The sequence below is a fragment of the Halobellus clavatus genome, from assembly GCF_900107195.1.
Classification (GTDB): domain Archaea; phylum Halobacteriota; class Halobacteria; order Halobacteriales; family Haloferacaceae; genus Haloquadratum; species Haloquadratum clavatum.
In genome coordinates this window covers 464,069-481,821 of the sequence record NZ_FNPB01000001.1, presented here as the reverse complement: position 1 = coordinate 481,821, position 17,753 = coordinate 464,069, and the positions used below count along the sequence as shown (strand labels likewise).

General features: G+C 64.8%; 13 protein-coding genes. 6 read left to right on the top strand and 7 right to left on the bottom strand.

What is annotated here, in order from left to right:
• Positions 1 to 2: 2 nt before the first annotated feature.
• Both BLU74_RS02395 and BLU74_RS02390 read right to left on the bottom strand, forming a co-directional pair.
• On the bottom strand, positions 3 to 1,106 hold the full coding sequence (locus BLU74_RS02395; RefSeq protein WP_089764739.1) for an amidohydrolase family protein: 1,104 nt from the start codon (positions 1,104 to 1,106) through the stop codon (positions 3 to 5).
• Positions 1,107 to 1,215: 109 nt separating this feature from the next.
• Positions 1,216 to 2,292, bottom strand: coding sequence for an amidohydrolase family protein (locus BLU74_RS02390; protein WP_089764733.1), 1,077 nt, complete (start codon positions 2,290 to 2,292; stop codon positions 1,216 to 1,218).
• 135 nt (positions 2,293 to 2,427) lie between these two features.
• On the opposite strand from BLU74_RS02390, the gene BLU74_RS02385 reads away from it, so the two are divergent.
• The 3 genes from BLU74_RS02385 to BLU74_RS02375 all read left to right on the top strand — a co-directional run bounded on the left by BLU74_RS02385 (position 2,428) and on the right by BLU74_RS02375 (position 5,570).
• The gene (locus BLU74_RS02385; RefSeq protein WP_089764730.1) at positions 2,428 to 3,561 is read left to right on the top strand and encodes an ABC transporter ATP-binding protein; all 1,134 of its coding nucleotides are present in this window, start codon (positions 2,428 to 2,430) and stop codon (positions 3,559 to 3,561) included.
• A 192-nt stretch (positions 3,562 to 3,753) separates the two neighbouring features.
• Positions 3,754 to 4,701, top strand: coding sequence for a carbohydrate ABC transporter permease (locus BLU74_RS02380; RefSeq protein ID WP_245705701.1), 948 nt, complete (start codon positions 3,754 to 3,756; stop codon positions 4,699 to 4,701).
• On the top strand, positions 4,698 to 5,570 hold the full coding sequence (locus BLU74_RS02375) for a carbohydrate ABC transporter permease (RefSeq protein WP_089764727.1): 873 nt from the start codon (positions 4,698 to 4,700) through the stop codon (positions 5,568 to 5,570). Before BLU74_RS02380 ends, BLU74_RS02375 begins: the two co-directional genes overlap by 4 nt.
• Before the next feature lie 159 nt (positions 5,571 to 5,729).
• On the opposite strand, the gene BLU74_RS02370 is transcribed toward BLU74_RS02375, so the two are convergent.
• Positions 5,730 to 7,193, bottom strand: a complete 1,464-nt coding sequence (locus BLU74_RS02370) for an ABC transporter substrate-binding protein (RefSeq protein ID WP_089764724.1) — start codon at positions 7,191 to 7,193, stop codon at positions 5,730 to 5,732.
• 171 nt (positions 7,194 to 7,364) lie between these two features.
• Between BLU74_RS02370 and BLU74_RS02365 the strand changes: the two genes are divergently transcribed.
• Complete coding sequence (locus BLU74_RS02365) at positions 7,365 to 8,087, top strand: fumarylacetoacetate hydrolase family protein (RefSeq protein ID WP_089764722.1); 723 nt, start codon at positions 7,365 to 7,367, stop codon at positions 8,085 to 8,087.
• A gap of 98 nt (positions 8,088 to 8,185) precedes the next feature.
• On the opposite strand, the gene aceB is transcribed toward BLU74_RS02365, so the two are convergent.
• Positions 8,186 to 9,502, bottom strand: a complete 1,317-nt coding sequence (aceB, locus tag BLU74_RS02360) for a malate synthase AceB (protein ID WP_089764720.1) — start codon at positions 9,500 to 9,502, stop codon at positions 8,186 to 8,188.
• Between the two features lie 264 nt (positions 9,503 to 9,766).
• Here aceB and BLU74_RS02355 point away from each other — a divergent pair, with 264 nt between their 5' ends.
• Positions 9,767 to 10,531, top strand: coding sequence for an IclR family transcriptional regulator (locus BLU74_RS02355; RefSeq protein WP_089765248.1), 765 nt, complete (start codon positions 9,767 to 9,769; stop codon positions 10,529 to 10,531).
• Positions 10,532 to 10,891: 360 nt separating this feature from the next.
• Here BLU74_RS02355 and BLU74_RS02350 read toward each other — a convergent pair whose 3' ends face one another.
• The 3 genes from BLU74_RS02350 to BLU74_RS02345 all read right to left on the bottom strand — a co-directional run bounded on the left by BLU74_RS02350 (position 10,892) and on the right by BLU74_RS02345 (position 14,541).
• Positions 10,892 to 12,457, bottom strand: coding sequence for a class I adenylate-forming enzyme family protein (locus BLU74_RS02350; protein WP_089764718.1), 1,566 nt, complete (start codon positions 12,455 to 12,457; stop codon positions 10,892 to 10,894).
• Positions 12,457 to 12,627 carry a hypothetical protein gene (locus BLU74_RS18760; protein ID WP_175454540.1) on the bottom strand — a complete coding sequence of 57 codons (171 nt, stop codon included), beginning with the start codon at positions 12,625 to 12,627 and terminating at the stop codon, positions 12,457 to 12,459. The genes BLU74_RS02350 and BLU74_RS18760 overlap by 1 nt, the downstream gene beginning before the upstream one ends.
• Before the next feature lie 321 nt (positions 12,628 to 12,948).
• Positions 12,949 to 14,541 (bottom strand): GMC family oxidoreductase, encoded by a 1,593-nt coding sequence (locus BLU74_RS02345; protein ID WP_089764716.1) that lies wholly within the window; start codon positions 14,539 to 14,541, stop codon positions 12,949 to 12,951.
• A 116-nt stretch (positions 14,542 to 14,657) separates the two neighbouring features.
• Between BLU74_RS02345 and BLU74_RS02340 the strand changes: the two genes are divergently transcribed.
• A complete protein-coding gene (locus BLU74_RS02340; protein ID WP_089764714.1) occupies positions 14,658 to 17,684 on the top strand; it encodes an FAD-binding and (Fe-S)-binding domain-containing protein in 3,027 nt (1,008 codons plus the stop codon).
• Positions 17,685 to 17,753 lie beyond the last annotated feature (69 nt).

The window sequence follows — 17,753 nt, the reverse complement described above, 5'->3', positions numbered from 1 at the left end:
CGTCAGTCGATGTATTTCGGGAACAGCCGCTTGTGTGGCGGATCGATGTCGAGCAGTCGGCAGACGTTTCCACCCATGATGAGATTGAGGTCGTCGGCCGGGAGGTCCATCTCACGGGCGTACTTGTCGATCTGCCGCTGGGAGCTCCCCCACGCGTCGGCCTGATGCGCCTGCAGCCCGCGCTCTTTGATCTGCGTCCACCGCTGCGGCGGGTAGTCGTACTCGCCGGTCGAGCGGTTCGCCGGGTTGTTCTCGGCGATCCACGAGGCGCCCCAGTCGGTGCCGTAGATCAGCTGATCCGCGCCGATGTTCGGATCGTTCATCGGCCGTTTGATCAGATCCGACCAGTAGTTCCCGATCTCGAGATAGACGTTGTCGTAGGTGGCTGCGACGTTACAGGACTCCTCGACGTTCTTCCGCCAGTTGCCCTGGACGCCGCCGTGATCGATGATGATCGGGACGTCGGGATATTCGAGGTGGAGATCGACGGCGTACTTGATGCTGCGGCGATCCGGCAGCAGGGTACTCGGGTCGCGTTCGTAGCCGCCGTTGACCGATCCGGGGTGCCACCGGACCGGCACGTCGTGCTTCGCGGCGACGTCGTAGATCTTCCGGAGCTGATCGTGTCGCTCCTCCCACGGGACGCGCTCGGCGCGGTCGACGATCGTCGGATCGAACGGGAGCATCTCTCCGATGCCGACGAACCCGTCCTGGCTCAGTCGCTCGTCGAGTTCCTCACAGGCGCGGTCGATGTCCCACTCTTCTTCGCCCGCGACCGCTTTCCGGTTCGTTTCGTACGGGTGCGCGAACGCGACGAACTTGTCGGGGTGCTCTTCGACCATCTTCCCGTGGAGGCGGTCGCTGAATCCGAAGCCGGGCTGGAGACAGACCATATCGATGTCGTAGAGGTCCATGTCGTACAGGAGCCGGTCGGTGTTGCGATAGGTGACGATCTCGGCGTCGTCGTCCGCCTGATCGGCGTCCTCCGCGTTCCACATCAGCTTGCTCAGCGTGGCGTAGTCCGGCCGCTCTTCGCGGTCTTGGAAGTTGACCGCGACCCGCTGTCCGTGCACGTGCGTATCGATGACGAATCGACCCATTCTCATAGCTTACCCCGAGATTGTCACGGCCGTATATTAATGTACTGTCACCCCGCAGTTCGGCACTCGCCCCGAAACGGTGTTCCGCCAGTCCCGGAAAAAACCGCTCGACTGGTCAGATGTCGATGTAGTTTCGGAACATCCGATCGTCCTCGACCTTGATGTCGAAGAGCCGGACCGCGTTGCCGCCGAGGATGAGATTGAGTTCCTCCTGCGGCAGGTCCTCTTCCATCGCGAACTTCTGGAGTTGCCGGAGTCCAGCACCCCAGTAATCGGGCTGATGGGCGGGGAGCCCACGCGACTCGATCTGTTCCCAGAAGACCGGCGGGTCCTCGTTCGGCTGGCTGTGCTGGACCATCGATGCGCCCCAGTCGTTGCCCCACAGGATCTGCTCGATGCTGATGTTCGGATCGTTCAGCGGCTTCTTCATCAGGTCCTTCCAGTAGAGGCCGATCTCGATATACACGTCGTCGAAGGTCGCGGCCACCTGACAGCACTTGTCGACGTAGTCCTCTTGCCAGCCGGCCTGCATGCCGCCGTGATCGAAGATGATCGGGACCTCGGGGTACTCGGCCTTCAACTGCGAGGCGAGCGTCGGATCCGACCAGTCTGGATAGAGGTTGAACAGGTGATTTCCCCCGTAGCCGGAGGCGTAGCCGGTGTGCCAGCGGACCGGAACGTCGTGTTTCGCGGCGACGTCGAAGACGTGACGCATGTCCTTCTTCCGCTGGGACCACTCGATCGGCTCGGTCCGCGTGGGGTCCCCGCGGATCCCCTCGCCGGTCATCCGGAAGCCGTCCTTCGAGAGCCACTCGTCGAGTTCGGCGGCCGCGGCCTCCCAGGTCCACTCCTCTTCGCCGCGGAGGGCCTTCTTCTTCGTCTGCGCGGGTGCTGCGGCCGCGATGAACGTGTCTGGGTTCTCGTCGATGATCTGTTTGTTGATCTCGTTGGTCATCCCGAATCCCGAGAGGAGCACCGCCATATCGACGCCATAGGTGTCCATATCGCGGAGCACCCGATCGGAGTTGTCGTAAATGACGACGTCCTCGTCGCCGTCGGCCTCGTCGGCCGGAACGGCGAGTTTCATCTTGTCCGCGAGGTTCCCATAACTCGAATCTCCCTCTTTTTGTATGTTCACCGCGTGACGCTGTGCGTGACAGTGGGTCTCGACGATGAATCGCCCAGGTTTCATAGCCCGATGGTGGCTACCGCCGCCTATAATGATTGTGGTGCCCGGAACAGCGCCTCGCTCGCCGGATCACGGCTGCTCGCCATCGCGCCCTCCGCAAGATTATTATCCGATACCGCGGAATCCCCACGAAAGTCAATGACTGTCGAAGTGAAATCGCTAACCAAAATATATCAGGTCGGCTCGAGCGAAGAACTCGCCGTCGACAGCATCGACTTCGAGATCGGCGCCAACGAGTTCTTCACGCTCGTCGGGCCCTCGGGCTGCGGGAAGTCGACCACGCTGCGTTGTATCGCCGGGCTCGAAACGCCCACCAGCGGGCAGATCCTGGTCGACGGCGAGGACGTCACGCAGACGGCCCCGAACAACCGCGGGCTGGCGATGATGTTCCAGGACATCGCGCTGTACCCGCATATGAACGTCGTCGAGAACATCGCGTACCCCCTGAAGGTCCGCGGTGTCGACAAGACGGAGCGTCAGGAACGCGCCCGCGAGGTCGCAGAGTTGATGCAGATCCCCGAACTGCTCAACAAGTATCCGGGCGAACTGAGCGGCGGCCAGCGGCAGCGGACGGCCATCGCTCGGACAATCGTGTACAATCCGAGCGCGCTCCTGATGGACGAGCCGCTCTCGGACCTCGACGCACAACTGAAGGTCGAGATCCGCAAGGAGATCCAGCGGATCCACGAGCGGGCCGGCGTGCCGACAATCTACGTCACGCACGACCAGAGCGAAGCCCTCTCGATGAGCGACCGGATCGCGGTGATGAACGACGGGCACGTGATGGGAATCGGGTCCCCGGACGAACTCTACGAATCGCCCGAGAACACCTTCGTCGCGGCGTTCATCGGCAATCCGTCGATAAATCTCGTGCCGGCGACACTCGGCGACGGGGGCGGTGACCGGGTCACTGTCGATCTCGGCGGGGAGGCGACGGAACGCGAACTCACCGAGGGCCGGCCGGTGGGTACCGACGTCGAGGTCGGTATCCGCCCCGAGCGCGTCGACGTCCTCCCGGATCCCGACGCGGGCAAACTCACCGGGACGCTCGAACTGATCGAGCGGATCGGCGACCGGCGGCTCGCGACCGTCGACATCGACGACGGCGAGATCCGCGCACTGAACCTCAGCACGGACACCCTCGCCGAGGGGAGCACCGTGTCGGTCGCCTTCGACTGGGCCGACGTCCACCTCTTCGACGGCGAGTCGGGCGAAGCGCTCGCCCACCCGATCGCGGACGTCCAGCGCAACGAACCGACCGAGTCGGTGTGAGGGGCACAGTCACCGGCCGGTCGGAGCGACCGCATTCGAGATTGACGGCAGCGACGACGCTTCGAACGCCGTTTTCGACCCGAGTCACCAGCCCCTGTCTACGTGGAACGCGCTTCTCAGCCTCTGTTTCGGCCGTCATATCCCGAAGCATTGTACATTAAAATTAAGTGCAGGCTGCGCACATAGAGCGGTATGTCTCTTCGAGAGTCCCTGGCATCGGGCCAATTACACGGATATCGCCAGGATCTGTTCGGGATGCTGTCTAAACGATGGGTGTTCGTCGCTCTGACCGTGGTCCCCGCGCTCGCCGTGTTCGGGTTCGTGAATATGTTCCCGATGCTGTGGGCGCTGGCGGCCTCGTTCTTCGAGGTCGGGGCGTTTCAGCCGTCCTGGACCTGGGCCGGCATCGAGAATTTCGAGACAGTCCTCGCAAACAGCGATTTCTGGGCCAGTATCCGTCGGTCGGTGATCTTCGCGGCCGGCTCCGTCGTGCTCCAGGTCACCACGGGGACCGCACTGGCGATCCTCCTCGATCGGAAATTCAGTTTCAAGCGCGTGATCCGCGCGATCGCGCTCGTTCCCTACATCGTCCCGACGGCCGTCTTGAGCTTCGTCGCGCTGTGGATGGGTAACGCCCGGTACGGAATCATCAATCAGCTGCTCGTCGAGGTCGGGCTGATCTCCGAATTCATCGCGTGGTACGGGACGACCGACTTGGCGATGCTGTCGGTGATCGTCACCAGTAGCTGGAAGTTCACCATCTTCGTGACGATCATCGTCCTGGCACGACTCCAGAGCATCCCGGCGAGCATCTACGAGGCCGCGACGGTTTCGGGTGCCTCGCGGTGGGACCGCTTCAAAGACATCACGCTCCCGAATCTCAAAGGCGTGCTCTTCATCGTGGTGCTGCTGCGTGGCGTCTGGATGTTCAACAAATTCGACATCATCTTCATTCTGACGAACGGGGGCCCGATAAACACCACCACGACCGCGTCGATCTACGCCTACCGGACCGCGTTCTCCGACTTCAACCTCGGTGAGGCGGCGGCCGTCTCGACGCTGCTGTTCGTCCTTCTGGTCGGGGCAGCGATCGTGTACTTCTACTTCTTTGAGCCGTCCCAGGAGGTGCGTGTCGAATGAGCAGCGACGCCGCGACGCCGATGGAGTTCTGGTATCGGCTCCCGTACAGTCAGCGGGAGAAGTACTACAACTGGGCGCTGAATCTGGTGCTGTCGATCGGCCTCGTGTTGATCCTGTTCCCCATCTACTGGATGGTCGCGACCTCGCTGATGTCCCCGGAGGGGTTGTTTTCGCTCCCGAATCCGCTGGTACCGACTGACGTCACGCTCGAAACGTATCGGTCGGTGCTGGAAACCGACGTGCTGCTGTGGTACCGTAACACGATCTTCCTCGCCGCGGGCGTCGTGGGCCTGACCACCGTCGCGGCGACGCTTGGCGGCTACGGCCTCGCGCGGCTCGACATCCCGTTCAAGAAGACGTTCGCGCGGGTCATCCTCTTCGGGTATATGTTCCCGCCGATCCTGCTCTCGATCCCGATGTTCATCTTCTGGCGGCAGATCGGGATCATCAACAGCCTGCCTGGCGTCATCATTGCCCAGACTGCGACGACGCTTCCCTTCTCGCTGTGGCTGATGTGGCAGTTCTTCCAGACGGTGCCGTACTCCTATGAGGAATCCGCCCGGATCATCGGCTGCTCGCGGTTCCAGGCATTCTACGAGATCGCCCTCCCGCTGGCGAAGCCGGGAATGATCGCTGTGGCCATCTTCTCGTTCGCCATCGCCTGGGGCGCGTACACGATTCCGACGGTCCTGCTCACGAGCAACTCGAAGTGGGTGCTCACGCTCGGGCTGTACAGCTTCACCCAGCAGGAGTCCGTCCTCTGGGGGCAGATTATGGCGGCGTCGACGATGCTGGTGTTGCCGACCTTCGCCTTCGTCTACTACCTGCAGAAGTACATCCTGCGCGGGTTCCGCGCCACGCGCATCTGAACGGGCGCTCACGGCCGGCTGTTTTCGCGGCGCTCCAGCACTCTCGGGATGCAACTCGCTTCGCGATGCCCTCCGAGTGGCGATCACGTCGCTACCGCGGTTCGAGAGACGGCAAACACGAATTCGGGTGATTGAGAAGGATCCCCAACGCGGAGCGGCTCAGCCCTGTGCGTCTTCGGCGACCTGCCGGAGCTCTTCGATCCGCCCGTCGATGACGTCCGCTGGGTTCTCGTCGTTGAGCAACACGTCGTTTTGGAGGTTCCAGATCGGCTCGGAGTAGTACACCGAGGTGTAGGGGTTCGGCGGCTCGGTCGTCCCGGCCTCCACCGTCTTGTGCGTGAGCTTCGAGAAGGCCTCGTCCTGGTAGGAGTTGAACTGCTCTTCGGTCCACCCCTGCTGGAACAGGTCCGTCGAGAAGATGCCCTCGCGGTACCGGTCGCTCTGCTTGACCGTGGGCCACGACGGAATGTTCTGCACCGGCGACAGTTCCAGGAGGAGGTTAGTCACGAACTCCTGGTTCGTCGCGTACCTGATGAACGCCTTCGCCGCCTCGGTGTTGGCGTTCTCGTAGGCGACGAAGCCCTCCGCACTGCCCTCGGCGGCGTCGTCGCGCCGCTTGGCAGGCATCCCCGGCACGAGCTCGATGTCCTCTGCGAACGGCCGATCGTTCCGGATCGCCGCGTTCTTCGTTCGGACGCCGGCGTACCACGTACTCGCGGCCTGCTCGGACTGGAGAATGTTCTGCGTGGTCGCCCACCCCGAGCCCTCGCCCGGCGGCGAGTACTGCTGGCGGTCGGCGAAGAAGTTCAGCATCTCGATCACCCGTCCGCGGTAGGGGTCGTCGCCCATATTGATCCTGACGCGGTCGTCCTCCCACTCGGTGATCGAGCCGCCGTTCATCCAGAACCACGCGAGGAACCGGACCGTCGAGGCGCTGCCGGTCATAATCGGCACGTACGTGCCGCGGATGTCGCTGTCCATCTGATCGACCTCGCGGGCGTACTGCGTGGCCTTCTCCCACGTGTCGGGGACGGTGTCGCTGAGGTCGCTCCGGTAGCTGAACGTCGAGATGTTGTGGAGGAACGGCAGCATCCACCGCTCGCCCTCGACCTCGATGATGTTCTGGACGACGTCGGTCGCGTCCCCGAGGGACTCGGCCACCCGGTCGTAGGTGCCGCTGAGGGGCGTGAGCACGCCACGGTTCCGGAGGATCATCGCCTCCCCGAACGACTGGATACTGACCTCCGGCGGGTCGCCCGCCTGGATCAACTGGATGATCCGATCGAGGCTGCTGACCCCGGTCGTCACGAACTCGACCTCCATATTCGCCCCGGTAGCGTCCTCGAAGTCCGAGGCGATGCTCCGCCACAGTTCCTGAATGTTGTCGACCTGTGCGACGGTGATGAAGTGAATGTCCTCACCCGAGAGGTCGGGCATCCCGTTATCGGTCGAGGCGGATGTCCCACTACTCGTGGTACTGTCGCCACCCCCGCTGGTCTCGGTATCATCGCCCCCGTTTCCTGAGCACCCCGCTAACGCGCCGATCCCGACGGTCGACGCGCCACCGACGGCCTTGAGTGCGTCACGTCGGGAGACAGTATCTAGGTATCGAACCATCTTCATCGTTGATGAACAAGACACGCATATTAAAAGATTTATTATAATTTTTTACACTTATCGCGAGTCTGCCACTGGATCGATCACCGACGGTCGATGCTCGGCCCGAACGAATCGATACCGCGACCGGTCGACGCAGGACAGTAGACATTTATTTCGGCTCCGTGACCGTCCGATATGCGACTCGCGCGGATGCAGACGCCAGACGGAATCGTTCGCGGCCGCTACAGCGATGGCGTCCTCGTCGCCGACGACGGCGAGTACGTCGTGGGACGGGACGGCTCGCTCGTCGCCCCTTGCGCGCCGTCGGCGATGTACTGCGTCGGACGGAACTACGCAGAGACGCTGGACCAGATGGACTACGAGCGGCCAGACGAACCGGACTTCTTCATCAAACCTCGAACCTCGCTCGCAGGGCCCGGTGCGCCGATCCGGTATCCCGACTGGACGGACGAACTCACCTACGCTGGCGAACTCGCGGCCGTGATCGACGAGCGGTGCCGCGATGTCGCCGTCGACGAGGTCCCCCAGGTCGTCCGCGGGTACACGATGATGAACGACGTCGACGCCCTCGATCAGGGCGGTCGGACCGCCCGGAAGGCCTTCGACGGATCGGGGCCGCTGGGCCCGTGGATCGAGACCGATCTCGATCCGTCGGCCATCGACATAGAGACGACGATCAACGGCGAGGTCCGGCAGGATGCGAACACCGAACTGATGCTGTTTGGTCCCAGCGAGATCGTGTCGTTCCTCTCACAGCGGTTCACCTTCCACCCCGGCGACGTCGTCGCCTTCGGCAGTCCGGCGAACCCGGGCCTGATCGAACCGGGCGACGAGGTCGAGATCACCTACGAGGGCGTTGGCACCCTCCGAAACGAGGTCGTCGCCGGCGACGCGTAACCCCGATCGCGACCGGGCTGAAACCGCCACGCTCCCGCCGCGACCGGAACACCGTTCCGCCCCGGAACGCGACGGAACGCCGCGTTTCGCCGCCGCGCTCAGGAGCCGACGGCCGTCGCGCGCTCGACGACGTCCTCGCCGTACATCTCCTCGAGTGCCTCGTGCTGGTCGGGCCGGTGCTCGTAGACGTCCTGGAAGAGCGTGATCGGGGTCTGTGCGGCCTGGTAGGTCGCCTCGTCCCACATCCGGTCCCTGCTGATCTCGATCTCCACGCCGTCGATCACGAGCGTCGCCGACTGCGTCATCGCGATCGCGCCGCGACCGGCCTCCTTGGCGGCCTCGAACTCCTCCATCGAGTCGACAATGTCGTCCATCCCGGGGACGTACGCCGCCATATTCACGACTTCCTCGCGGAGTTCGTCCGCGTCGAGTTCGCGTGTGTCGCTCCCGGTCGACAGCACGTAGTCGTCCTCGCCGGCCTTTTCGATGGCGACCGCGTCGCCGTCGTAGACGTGGTTCCCGTCCGCCTCCGTGAGGTCGATCTCCTCGCCGTCGACTTCCAACAGCCAACTGCCGTCCTCGGGCGGGAGCGGCGCGGTGTTCGCCGCGACGACCTGGCCGGGCGTCAGCGACCAGATCCCCGTCATCCCCTTCTCGCGGTTCTCACGCATCCGGGCGAGGTAGCCCGCCTCGTCACGGATGTCGTCGTAGGGGCCGTCGACGGCGATCAGTCCGGCCGCGCTGGCCCCGCGGGAGGTGTTGTGCCGGAGTTCCGGCCACGGCGGCAGTCCGCCGGTGCGCGTCATCGCACGCATATCCTTGGTGTAGTCGACTTCGCCGTCGACGAGCAGGAACAGCCGTTCGAGGTTGTTCGCGGGTTTCCCCATCTCCGCGCGGAGGTCTCCGAGCGCCAACTCGGCCTCGCCGGACTCGACGATCACGGACATCGAGAGCGAGCCCGTCTCGAGGCCGGCCTCGTGTTCGACGATAGTGAGGAACTCGTCGGCCTTCTTCCAGTCGTCGATGTCGCCAACTTCCGGGATGACGAACCCGTCGAGGTGCTCGATCGCGTCGCTGTCGTCCGTGGCAATCCGCAGCATTTGCTGGAACCCCTGATAGCGGAGCGCCGGATCCTCGCGGTGCCAGACGACCCGCGGGTGGATCTCACCAGGGAAATCCGCACCGTGCTCGGCGACGACGTCGATGATGTTTCCGATCCCCTCCGCGCGCATCGACGGGGCAGTGGCGTCCTCGTTGTCCGGGACCCAGACGTCGGGCGCTTGCATCCCCCGAAGCTGCGCCGCGCTCCGGAGCATCTTCGCCGAGTCGTCTTCACCTTCCACGGCCGTCGGCGACGTGAAGAACGTCCGTACGAACTCGCGCTCGTAGTGCCTGTCAGTGGTGTCGAGACTCATAATCCACCTCGAACCACTCCACGAATCTTATTAAAAGTACTGCGCCGACCGGCAGTCTCCCGGCGGCTCGCCGTTTGCGCGTCGGGTGTGGCGAAATTTAGTGACACCAAATTTGTCCGCCCAATAGCGTCGTGATCCGTGGCTGATTTCGGTACACTATGGCCGATATGAAGGCTTTCCTCCGGACAGACTACTGTTTCGAACCCGGAACGTTCAGATTTTCTAATGTAAAAACTAATGTGTCCGCCCGCGGTGGGCTGTGGTATGACCGAGAAAGCAAATCACCCGATCAAATCTCTGGAGAAGACGGTGGCCATCGTCGAGTCGCTGAAGCGACTCCGCTCGGCCACCCTCCAGACGCTGGCGGCGGACGTCGAACTGCACAACAGCACGGTGCACAACCACCTGAGTACGCTCCGAGAACACGAGTACGTGGTGAAGGAGGGCGACACGTACCGGCTGAGTCTCAAGTTCCTCAACGTCGGTGGGGTTCTCAGGAACGACGAGCCGTTGTACGAGGCGGCGAAGCCGAACGTCGACCAACTGGCGGCCGACACCGGGGAGTTGGCGACGCTCGCGACGCACGAACGGGGCTTGGCAGTCGTCCTCCATCGAGCTAAGGGCGAAAGCGCCGTCGACATCGACACTCACGTCGGAAGTCAGGTCACGCTGCACAACTCGGCGCTCGGGAAGGCGATTCTGGCGCACCTCCCAGACGAGCGAATCGAGGCGATCATCGATCATCGCGGACTCCCCGCAATCACGGAGAATACGATCACCGACAGGGCCGAACTGTCCGCCGAACTCGACCAGATCGAAGAGCGTGGGCACGCCTTCGACGACGAGGAGAACTGGCGGGGCCTGCGGTGCATCGGCGCTCCGATCCTCACCGAAGCGGGCGCGGTTGCGGGTGCGATCAGCCTCTCGGTCCCGAAAAACCGCATCGACAGCGACGAGGACCGCGAGGAGTACGTCAGTCAGATCAAGAACGTCGCGAATCTGATCGAACTCAGACTCACGTACTCCTGAGGGCTGTCCGCCGGTACCGGCCGGCTACTGGAATAACTATACCAAACGTACACGTGTTACTATCGCTGCTCGTCTGCCCTGACCGACTCCGGTCGAGCTGCGAGCGTCGGATCCGGATTTTGTATCATAAAATATCTCTGAGCGCGCGCTCTCGTGGTCTGTCTTCGGGTCGTTTTCGTCGTCGACCGAGACGCTCTTTCGGTCGTCGCAGTCGGCGGACGGGCACCCGTCTCTGTGCCGAGACGAAACCCCGCGCGTGTAACAGACGGAACGCATCGAACACCGGCGAAACGCCGGGACGAAACGTCGGAACGCACGATCTCGACGTGGATCGGATCGCCGATCACTTGCGATGGCCCCTCACTCGTCGTCGATCATCGCCTCGGCGTCCATCCGGTCGAGTTTCCCGCTCGCCGTCCGTGGGAGCGATCCATCGACGAAGTAGTATTCGCGGGGCCGCTCGAACCGCGCGATCTCGTCGCTCTCGAGACACCACTCGTCTAAATCTTCGCTCGTGACGCCGTCGTCTCCCCGGGCGACGATCGCAGTCACCATTTGTCCGTACTCCTCGTCGTCGACGCCGACGACGGCCGCTTCGGAGACGCTCGGGTGCTCCGTGAGCCGCTCCTCGATCGGACTGGGGAACACCTTCACTCCCTTCGATTTGATCATAAAGTCGGACCGGCCCTCCAAGAAGAGGTAGCCGTCCTCGTCCTTGTAGCCGAGGTCACCCGAGAACCACCACCCGTCCTCGAACGCGGATTCGGTCTTCTCGGTGTCTCCCCAGGCCCAGACGGCGCAGTCCTCGCCCTTGATCACGATCTCGCCGGTCTCGCCCGGCGGGAGTTCGTCGTCGAGACCGCCGCCATCCTCGATCACCTTGACCTGCGTTCCGGCGACCGGTTTGCCGACGCTTTTGCGTCGCTGCCCGCGCATCTCGGGATCGTGGATCGACGTCGCGACCACTTCGGTGGCGGCGTAGCCGTTGATCAGGTAGTCGCAGATCTGCTCGCGGATCGCCGACAGCGTCGCCTCGTCGACGGGTTCGCCGGTCACGCCGACGGTACGCAGCGAATCCAGGTCGTACTCCTCGATGCCGTCGACTCGGAGCACCTCCCGCCACATCGTCGTGACGGCGGTGGCGTTCGTCAGCGACGCCCGGTCGATCAGTTCGAGACAGGCCCGGGGATCCCAGTGGCGCATAAAGTACGTACTCGCGTTCGTGAGCATCGCGGGGACCGTCGAGGAGTACCACGCGCCGAACGACGGCGAGAACACCATCAACATCCGAACGACCCGCGTGATCCGGAGCGGGGCCAGCTCTTTCATTCCTTTCAGGAGCAACCCCCGGTTGGTGTGACACCAGCCCTTCGGTCGTCCGGTGGTCCCCGAGGTCCAGAGGATCGCGGCCACGTCGTCGGCCTCGACGCGAACGTCTGGCTCGGTGGCGTCGCGACCGTCGAGGAACGTCGCGATCGACTGTTCGTACTCGGCCTGCGGTTCGCCTGTGGTGACGATCGCCTCCAGATCCGTGTCGATCTCGTCTGCGACACGCTCTTCGAAGAACGCCGCGTACTCCTCGTCGAGGACCAGCACCGCGGGTCGAACCTCGTCGATGCAGTACCGCATCATCTCCGCCGAGGACTTGGTGTGGAGGTTCGTCACGATCGCCCCGGCCTTCAGCGCGCCGTTCCACAGCGTGACGTGATCGACCGACGCCTCACACAGGAACGCGACGCGGTCGCCCTGTCGGAGGTGTTCGAAGAGTGCGTTCGCCGCCCGACGGCTTCGCTCGTCGTACTCCGACCACGTCAACTCCCGACCCCCTGCCGCGTCCGCGAACGCGACCCGGTTCGGGTTGTTCTCGGCGGCGATCGTCGAGATCTCTTTGAGCGTCGCAACGTCGTGGGTAGCGTGAGTGTGCATTATGCCTGGACGACCTGCGAGAACAGTCGCGCGTGCGGCGCCTCGTGGTCGAACAGCCGGACGACGTCGCCGCCGAGGATCGGGGGCAGGCCGTCCTGGCGCAACTCGCTCTCGTCGGTGTACCGCTCGGGGGCCCGCAGACGCTCGACGATGAACCGGCCGGGTTTCATACGCTCCGCCACTCCACGGAGGCTCTTAAGCTCTTTGCGGTACGAACACAGAGACCAGGACGCGGTCCGCCGAAACGCTGCGCCGGGGGCAGTCGTCGCCGACCCCGCCGCGAGGCTGGGCGCCGACTCGCCCCGAGCGGGTCCGCGAGGAGATGGGTGAGCACGACGGCGCGGGTCCTCCCGGCGAACGCGAGCGGCAGGAAGGCGACGGACAGCCCGCTGGCCCACCCGCTCGCCGCCCCAACGAGCAGCGCGACGGCCGCGCCGACTCCCGCGGCGACCACACTCCCCCCGGCGAGGCCGGTCCGTGCGAGCCGTCCGTCACTCGTCCGCCGCGATGAGATCCGCAGCCTTCTCGCCGATCGCGAGCGTCGCCGCGTTCGTGTTGCCGCTGACGATCTGTGGCATCACCGAGGCGTCGGCGACGCGCAGCCCCGAGACGCCGTGGACGCGGAGCCTGTCGTCGACGACGGCCATCTCGCCGTCGCCCATCTTGCACGTCCCGACGGGGTGATAGATCGTCTGAGCCTTCTCCCGGACGTGTTCGGCAAGCTCCTCGTCGGTCTGCGCGTCCTCGCCGGGCCAGAGTTCCTCGCCACGGTACTCGTCGAATGGCTCAGCCTGTGCCACCCGCCGCGCCTCGCGAACGCCCTCCACGAGCGTCTCCACGTCGCCCGGAGCCGTCAGATACCGCGGATCGATCGCCGGATCGTCGAAGGGGTCCGCCGAGCGAAGCGTGATCCGCCCACGGCTGTCGGGCCGGAGTTGCGTCGCGCCGATGTAGAACCCCCGTCCCTCGTCGGGGTTCTCGTACCCGTGCCGCATGAAGAATCCCGGCCCGAAGTGGAACTGCACGTCGGGGCGGTCGAGGTCCGGGTCAGTTCGGAAGAACAGCCCGGCCTCGCCGCCGTTGGACGTCAGGCGACCCGACCGCTGGGTGTGGAACTCGACGACGTCGTCGAGCGTCCCCACGTCGTCACGCGTCTCCGCGCCCGTGGCCTCGTAGTGCGTGGTGATGAACAGGTGATCCTGGAGGTTGCGGCCGACGCCCGGACGGTCCGCGCGGACGTCGATCCCGTGCGCCTTGAGGTGGTCGGTGGGGCCGATCCCCGAGAGCATCAGCAGTTGTGCGGAGTTGATCGTGCCCGCCGAGAGCACGACCTCCTCGGCGGCCGCCACCGCCCGCCGCTCGCCGTCGGTCTCGTACTCGACCCCGACGACAGTGTCGCCATCGAACCGGAGACCGGTCACCTGTGCCCCCGTCCGCGCGTCGAGATTCGACCGCTCGACGAGCGCGGGTTTGAGGTAGGCCGCCGCCGCGCTGTGGCGCTGGCCGTCCTTTTGGGTCACCTGGAAGAGGCCAACGCCTTCCTGCCGCTCGCCGTTGAAGTCGTGGTTGCGCTGGTGGCCGACTTCGGCGGCGGCGTCCACGAAGACCCGCGAGAGGTCGTACGGCGACTCGAGGTCGGTGACGTTCAACGGACCGCCGACCCCGTGGTACTCGTTTCGCCGGTGCTGATTGTTCTCGCTCCGCTTGAAGTACGGGAGGAGGTCGTCGTAGCTCCACCCTTCGTTGCCCATCGCCGCCCACCCGTCGAAGTCCGCGGGATGCCCCCGGATGTGGATCATCGCGTTGATCGAACTGGATCCCCCGAGGACCTTCCCGCGTGGCCAGAAGAGTTCCCGGCCGTGCAGTTCCTCCTGGGGCTCGGTGTAGTACTCCCAGTCGACGTCGGTCTTGAACAGCTGTCCGACCTCGCTGGGCACGTGGATCGAGCGCTCGTGATCCGGCTTGCCCGCTTCGAGCACCAACACGCTCCTGTCTGGGGCTGCGGACAACCGCGTGGCGACTGCACAGCCTGCCGTCCCCGCACCGACGACTACGTAATCGTAGGACTCGCTTGGCTCCGTCATAGATTGACACTGATTAGCAACTCGCACTATATCTTTCGGTCGGCGGCGGACACGCCCCCGCGACGACCGCGTCGTTTCACCCGAGGCTTTAATTTCTACATCGACTATCATCGACAATGGCAGTCGAAGACGAGTTCTACGATCCGCCCGGGTTGGAGACGTCGGCAGCGGCACTGTCGACAGACCGCCCAGACGACGAGCGCTACGCGGCCCTGGCGGCGGACCTCCGGGACCGAGTGGCCGGTGACGTCCAGTTCGACGAGTACGCACAGGTCCTCTACGCGACGGACGGCAGCATCTACCAGGCCCGGCCCGCGGGCGTGGTACTGCCGACGCGGATCGAGGACGTCCAAGCGACCGTCGAGATCGCCCGATCGTACGATGTCCCGATCCTCCCGCGCGGCACCGGCTCCTCGCTGGCGGGGCAGACGGTCGGCAACGGCTGCGTCGTCATCGACTTCACGAAGTATCTGGACGACATCGTCGAGGTCGACGCCGACGCGAAGCGGGCGACGGTCCAGCCGGGGGTCGTTCAGGACCACCTCGACGACCGGCTCGCCCGCGACGGACTGCAGTTCGCGCCCGACCCCGCCTCCTCGAACCGCGCGACCATCGGCGGCGGCATCGGCAACAACTCCACCGGCGCGCATTCGGTCCGCTACGGGATCACTGACGCCTACACCGAGGAACTACGGGTCGTCCTCGCGGACGGCTCGCTGATCCACACCCGCGAGGTCGTCCTCGACAGCGACGAGTACGACGCCATCGTCGCGAAGGACGACGCGGAGGCGCGAATCTATCAGACTGTCCGCGACCTCGTCGAGACTCACAAGGACGAAATCGAGGCGCGCTACCCCAACCTCAAGCGCTCGGTGTCGGGCTACAACCTCCAGAAGGTCATCTACGAGAACGACGCGGGCGAGACGGTGATCAATCTCTCGAAGCTGTTCGTCGGGAGCGAGGGCACGCTGGGCGTGATCGTCGAGGCGACCGTCTCGCTCGTGACCAAGCCCGAGGAGACCGCGCTGGCGCTCTACTGCTTCGACGACCTCGTCGACGCGATGGAGGCGGTCCCCGAGGCCCTCGAGTTCCCGGTCAGCGCGGTGGAGTTGATGGACGACGAAGTGTTCCGACTGGCCCGCGAATCAGAGGGGTACGCCGAGTACGCCGAACCGATCCCCGACGGCACGACGGCGGCGCTGATGCTCGAGTGGGACGACGAACTCGTCGCCGACTTTTCGGCTGCCATCGACGACACGAACGCGCACTTCGTCGAGTCGGGTGCCGCGTTCGACGTCCTCGAAGCGTACTCGGAGTCGGACCAAGATCGGCTGTGGAAGCTCCGCAAGGCGGCGATTCCACTCCTGATGAGTCTGGATGGCGACCCCAAGCCATACCCGTTCATCGAGGACGCGACGGTGCCGCCCGAAGAGCTCGCCGAGTACGTCGGGAAGTTCGAGGACGTCCTCGACGCGCACGGTACCTCGGCGGCGTACTTCGCGCACGCCGGCGTCGGCACGCTGCACATCAGACCGATCCTCAACCTCAAAGCGAACGAGGGCATCGAGAAGATGCACTCCATCGCCGACGACGTGACAGACCTCGTCGTCGAGCACCACGGCGCGTTCTCCGGGGAGCACGGCGACGGGATGGCCCGGACGGAGTTCAACCCCAAGATGTACGGTGAGGACCTCTGGGGGGCGTTCAAGCAACTGAAGACGGCGTTCGACCCCGAGTGGCTGTTGAACCCCGGGAACGTGGTCTATCGATCGGATTCGAGCGACCCCGGGCCGGAGGCCGACCGCGGCGTCGGCGCGGATATGCGCGACAACCTCCGGTACGGTCCGGAGTACCAGTCGATCGAACCGCAGTCCGAACTCGATTTCGAAGACGAGGGCGGGTTCTCCGAACTCGTCGAACTGTGCAATGGGTGCGGGACGTGCCGCCAGACCGACTCCGACGTGATGTGTCCGACGTACCGCGCCTCGAAGGAGGAACTCCAGACGACCCGCGGTCGGGCGAATATGCTCCGAGCCGCCATCTCGGGCGAACTCGGCGAGGACGAAATCCACTCCGAGCGGTTCCAGCGCGAGGTGCTGGACCTCTGTGTCGGCTGTAAAGGCTGCAAGAGCGACTGCCCCACCGGCGTCGACCTGGCGAAACTGAAGGCGGAAGCAAAGCACCAGTACCACGAGGAGAAGGGCGCTAGCCTCCGTTCGCGACTGTTCGGAAACATCGATGCGCTCTCGGCGCTCGGCAGCCGACTCGCCCCGCTCTCCAATCTCGCGTCGAGCGTCCCCGGCAGTCGCCGCCTGCTGGAGCGCGTCTTCGGGATCGCTCCCGAGCGCGAACTGCCGACGTTCCGCAGCGAGTCGTTCGAGGCGTGGTTCGACCGCCGCGGCGGCGCGGCCGTCCCCGCCGACGAGGCAGACGGGAAGGTGCTGTTGTTCCCCGACACCTACACCAACTACACGTACCCGGAGGCCGGCAAGGCCGCGGTCGACGTGTTGGAGGCCGCGAACGTCCACGTTCGGGTGCCAGACGACCTCGAACCGAGCGGGCGCGCCGCCTTCTCAACCGGCCTGCTGGACGAGGCCACGTCGCGGGCCCGCCACAACGTCGAGGCGCTGCGTCCGTTCGTCGACGACGGCTGGCACGTCGCGTTCATCGAGCCCTCTGACGCCGTGATGTTCCAAGACGAGTACCTGGACCTCCTCGACGGCCCGGACGTCGAGGCCGTGGCGGCCGCCGCCTACGGGGTGATGGAGTACCTCGACCTGACGCGGGCCGACGACCGCCTCGACGTCGACGCCCCGGCGGAATCGCTGACCTACCACGGTCACTGCAACCAGAAGGCGACCAACAAGGACCACCACGCGGTCGGCGTCCTCCGGCGATCGGGGTACGACGTCGACCCGCTCGACTCGGGATGCTGCGGGATGGCCGGCAGTTTCGGCTACGAGGCCGAGCACTACGACATCTCGCAGGCCATCGGTCGGATCCTGTTCAGACAGGTCGAACAGAGCGACGGCGAGGTCGTCACCGCCCCGGGGGCGTCGTGTCGCTCCCAACTCGGTGACCGCCCCGGAGAGTCACAGCCACCGCATCCGATCGAGAAGGTCGCCGAGGCGCTCGACGACTGACCGGCGAGCGCGGCGGTGAGGTCGTCGACAACGGTTCGAGAAATCAGCACGGACGACCGACGCGGGCGG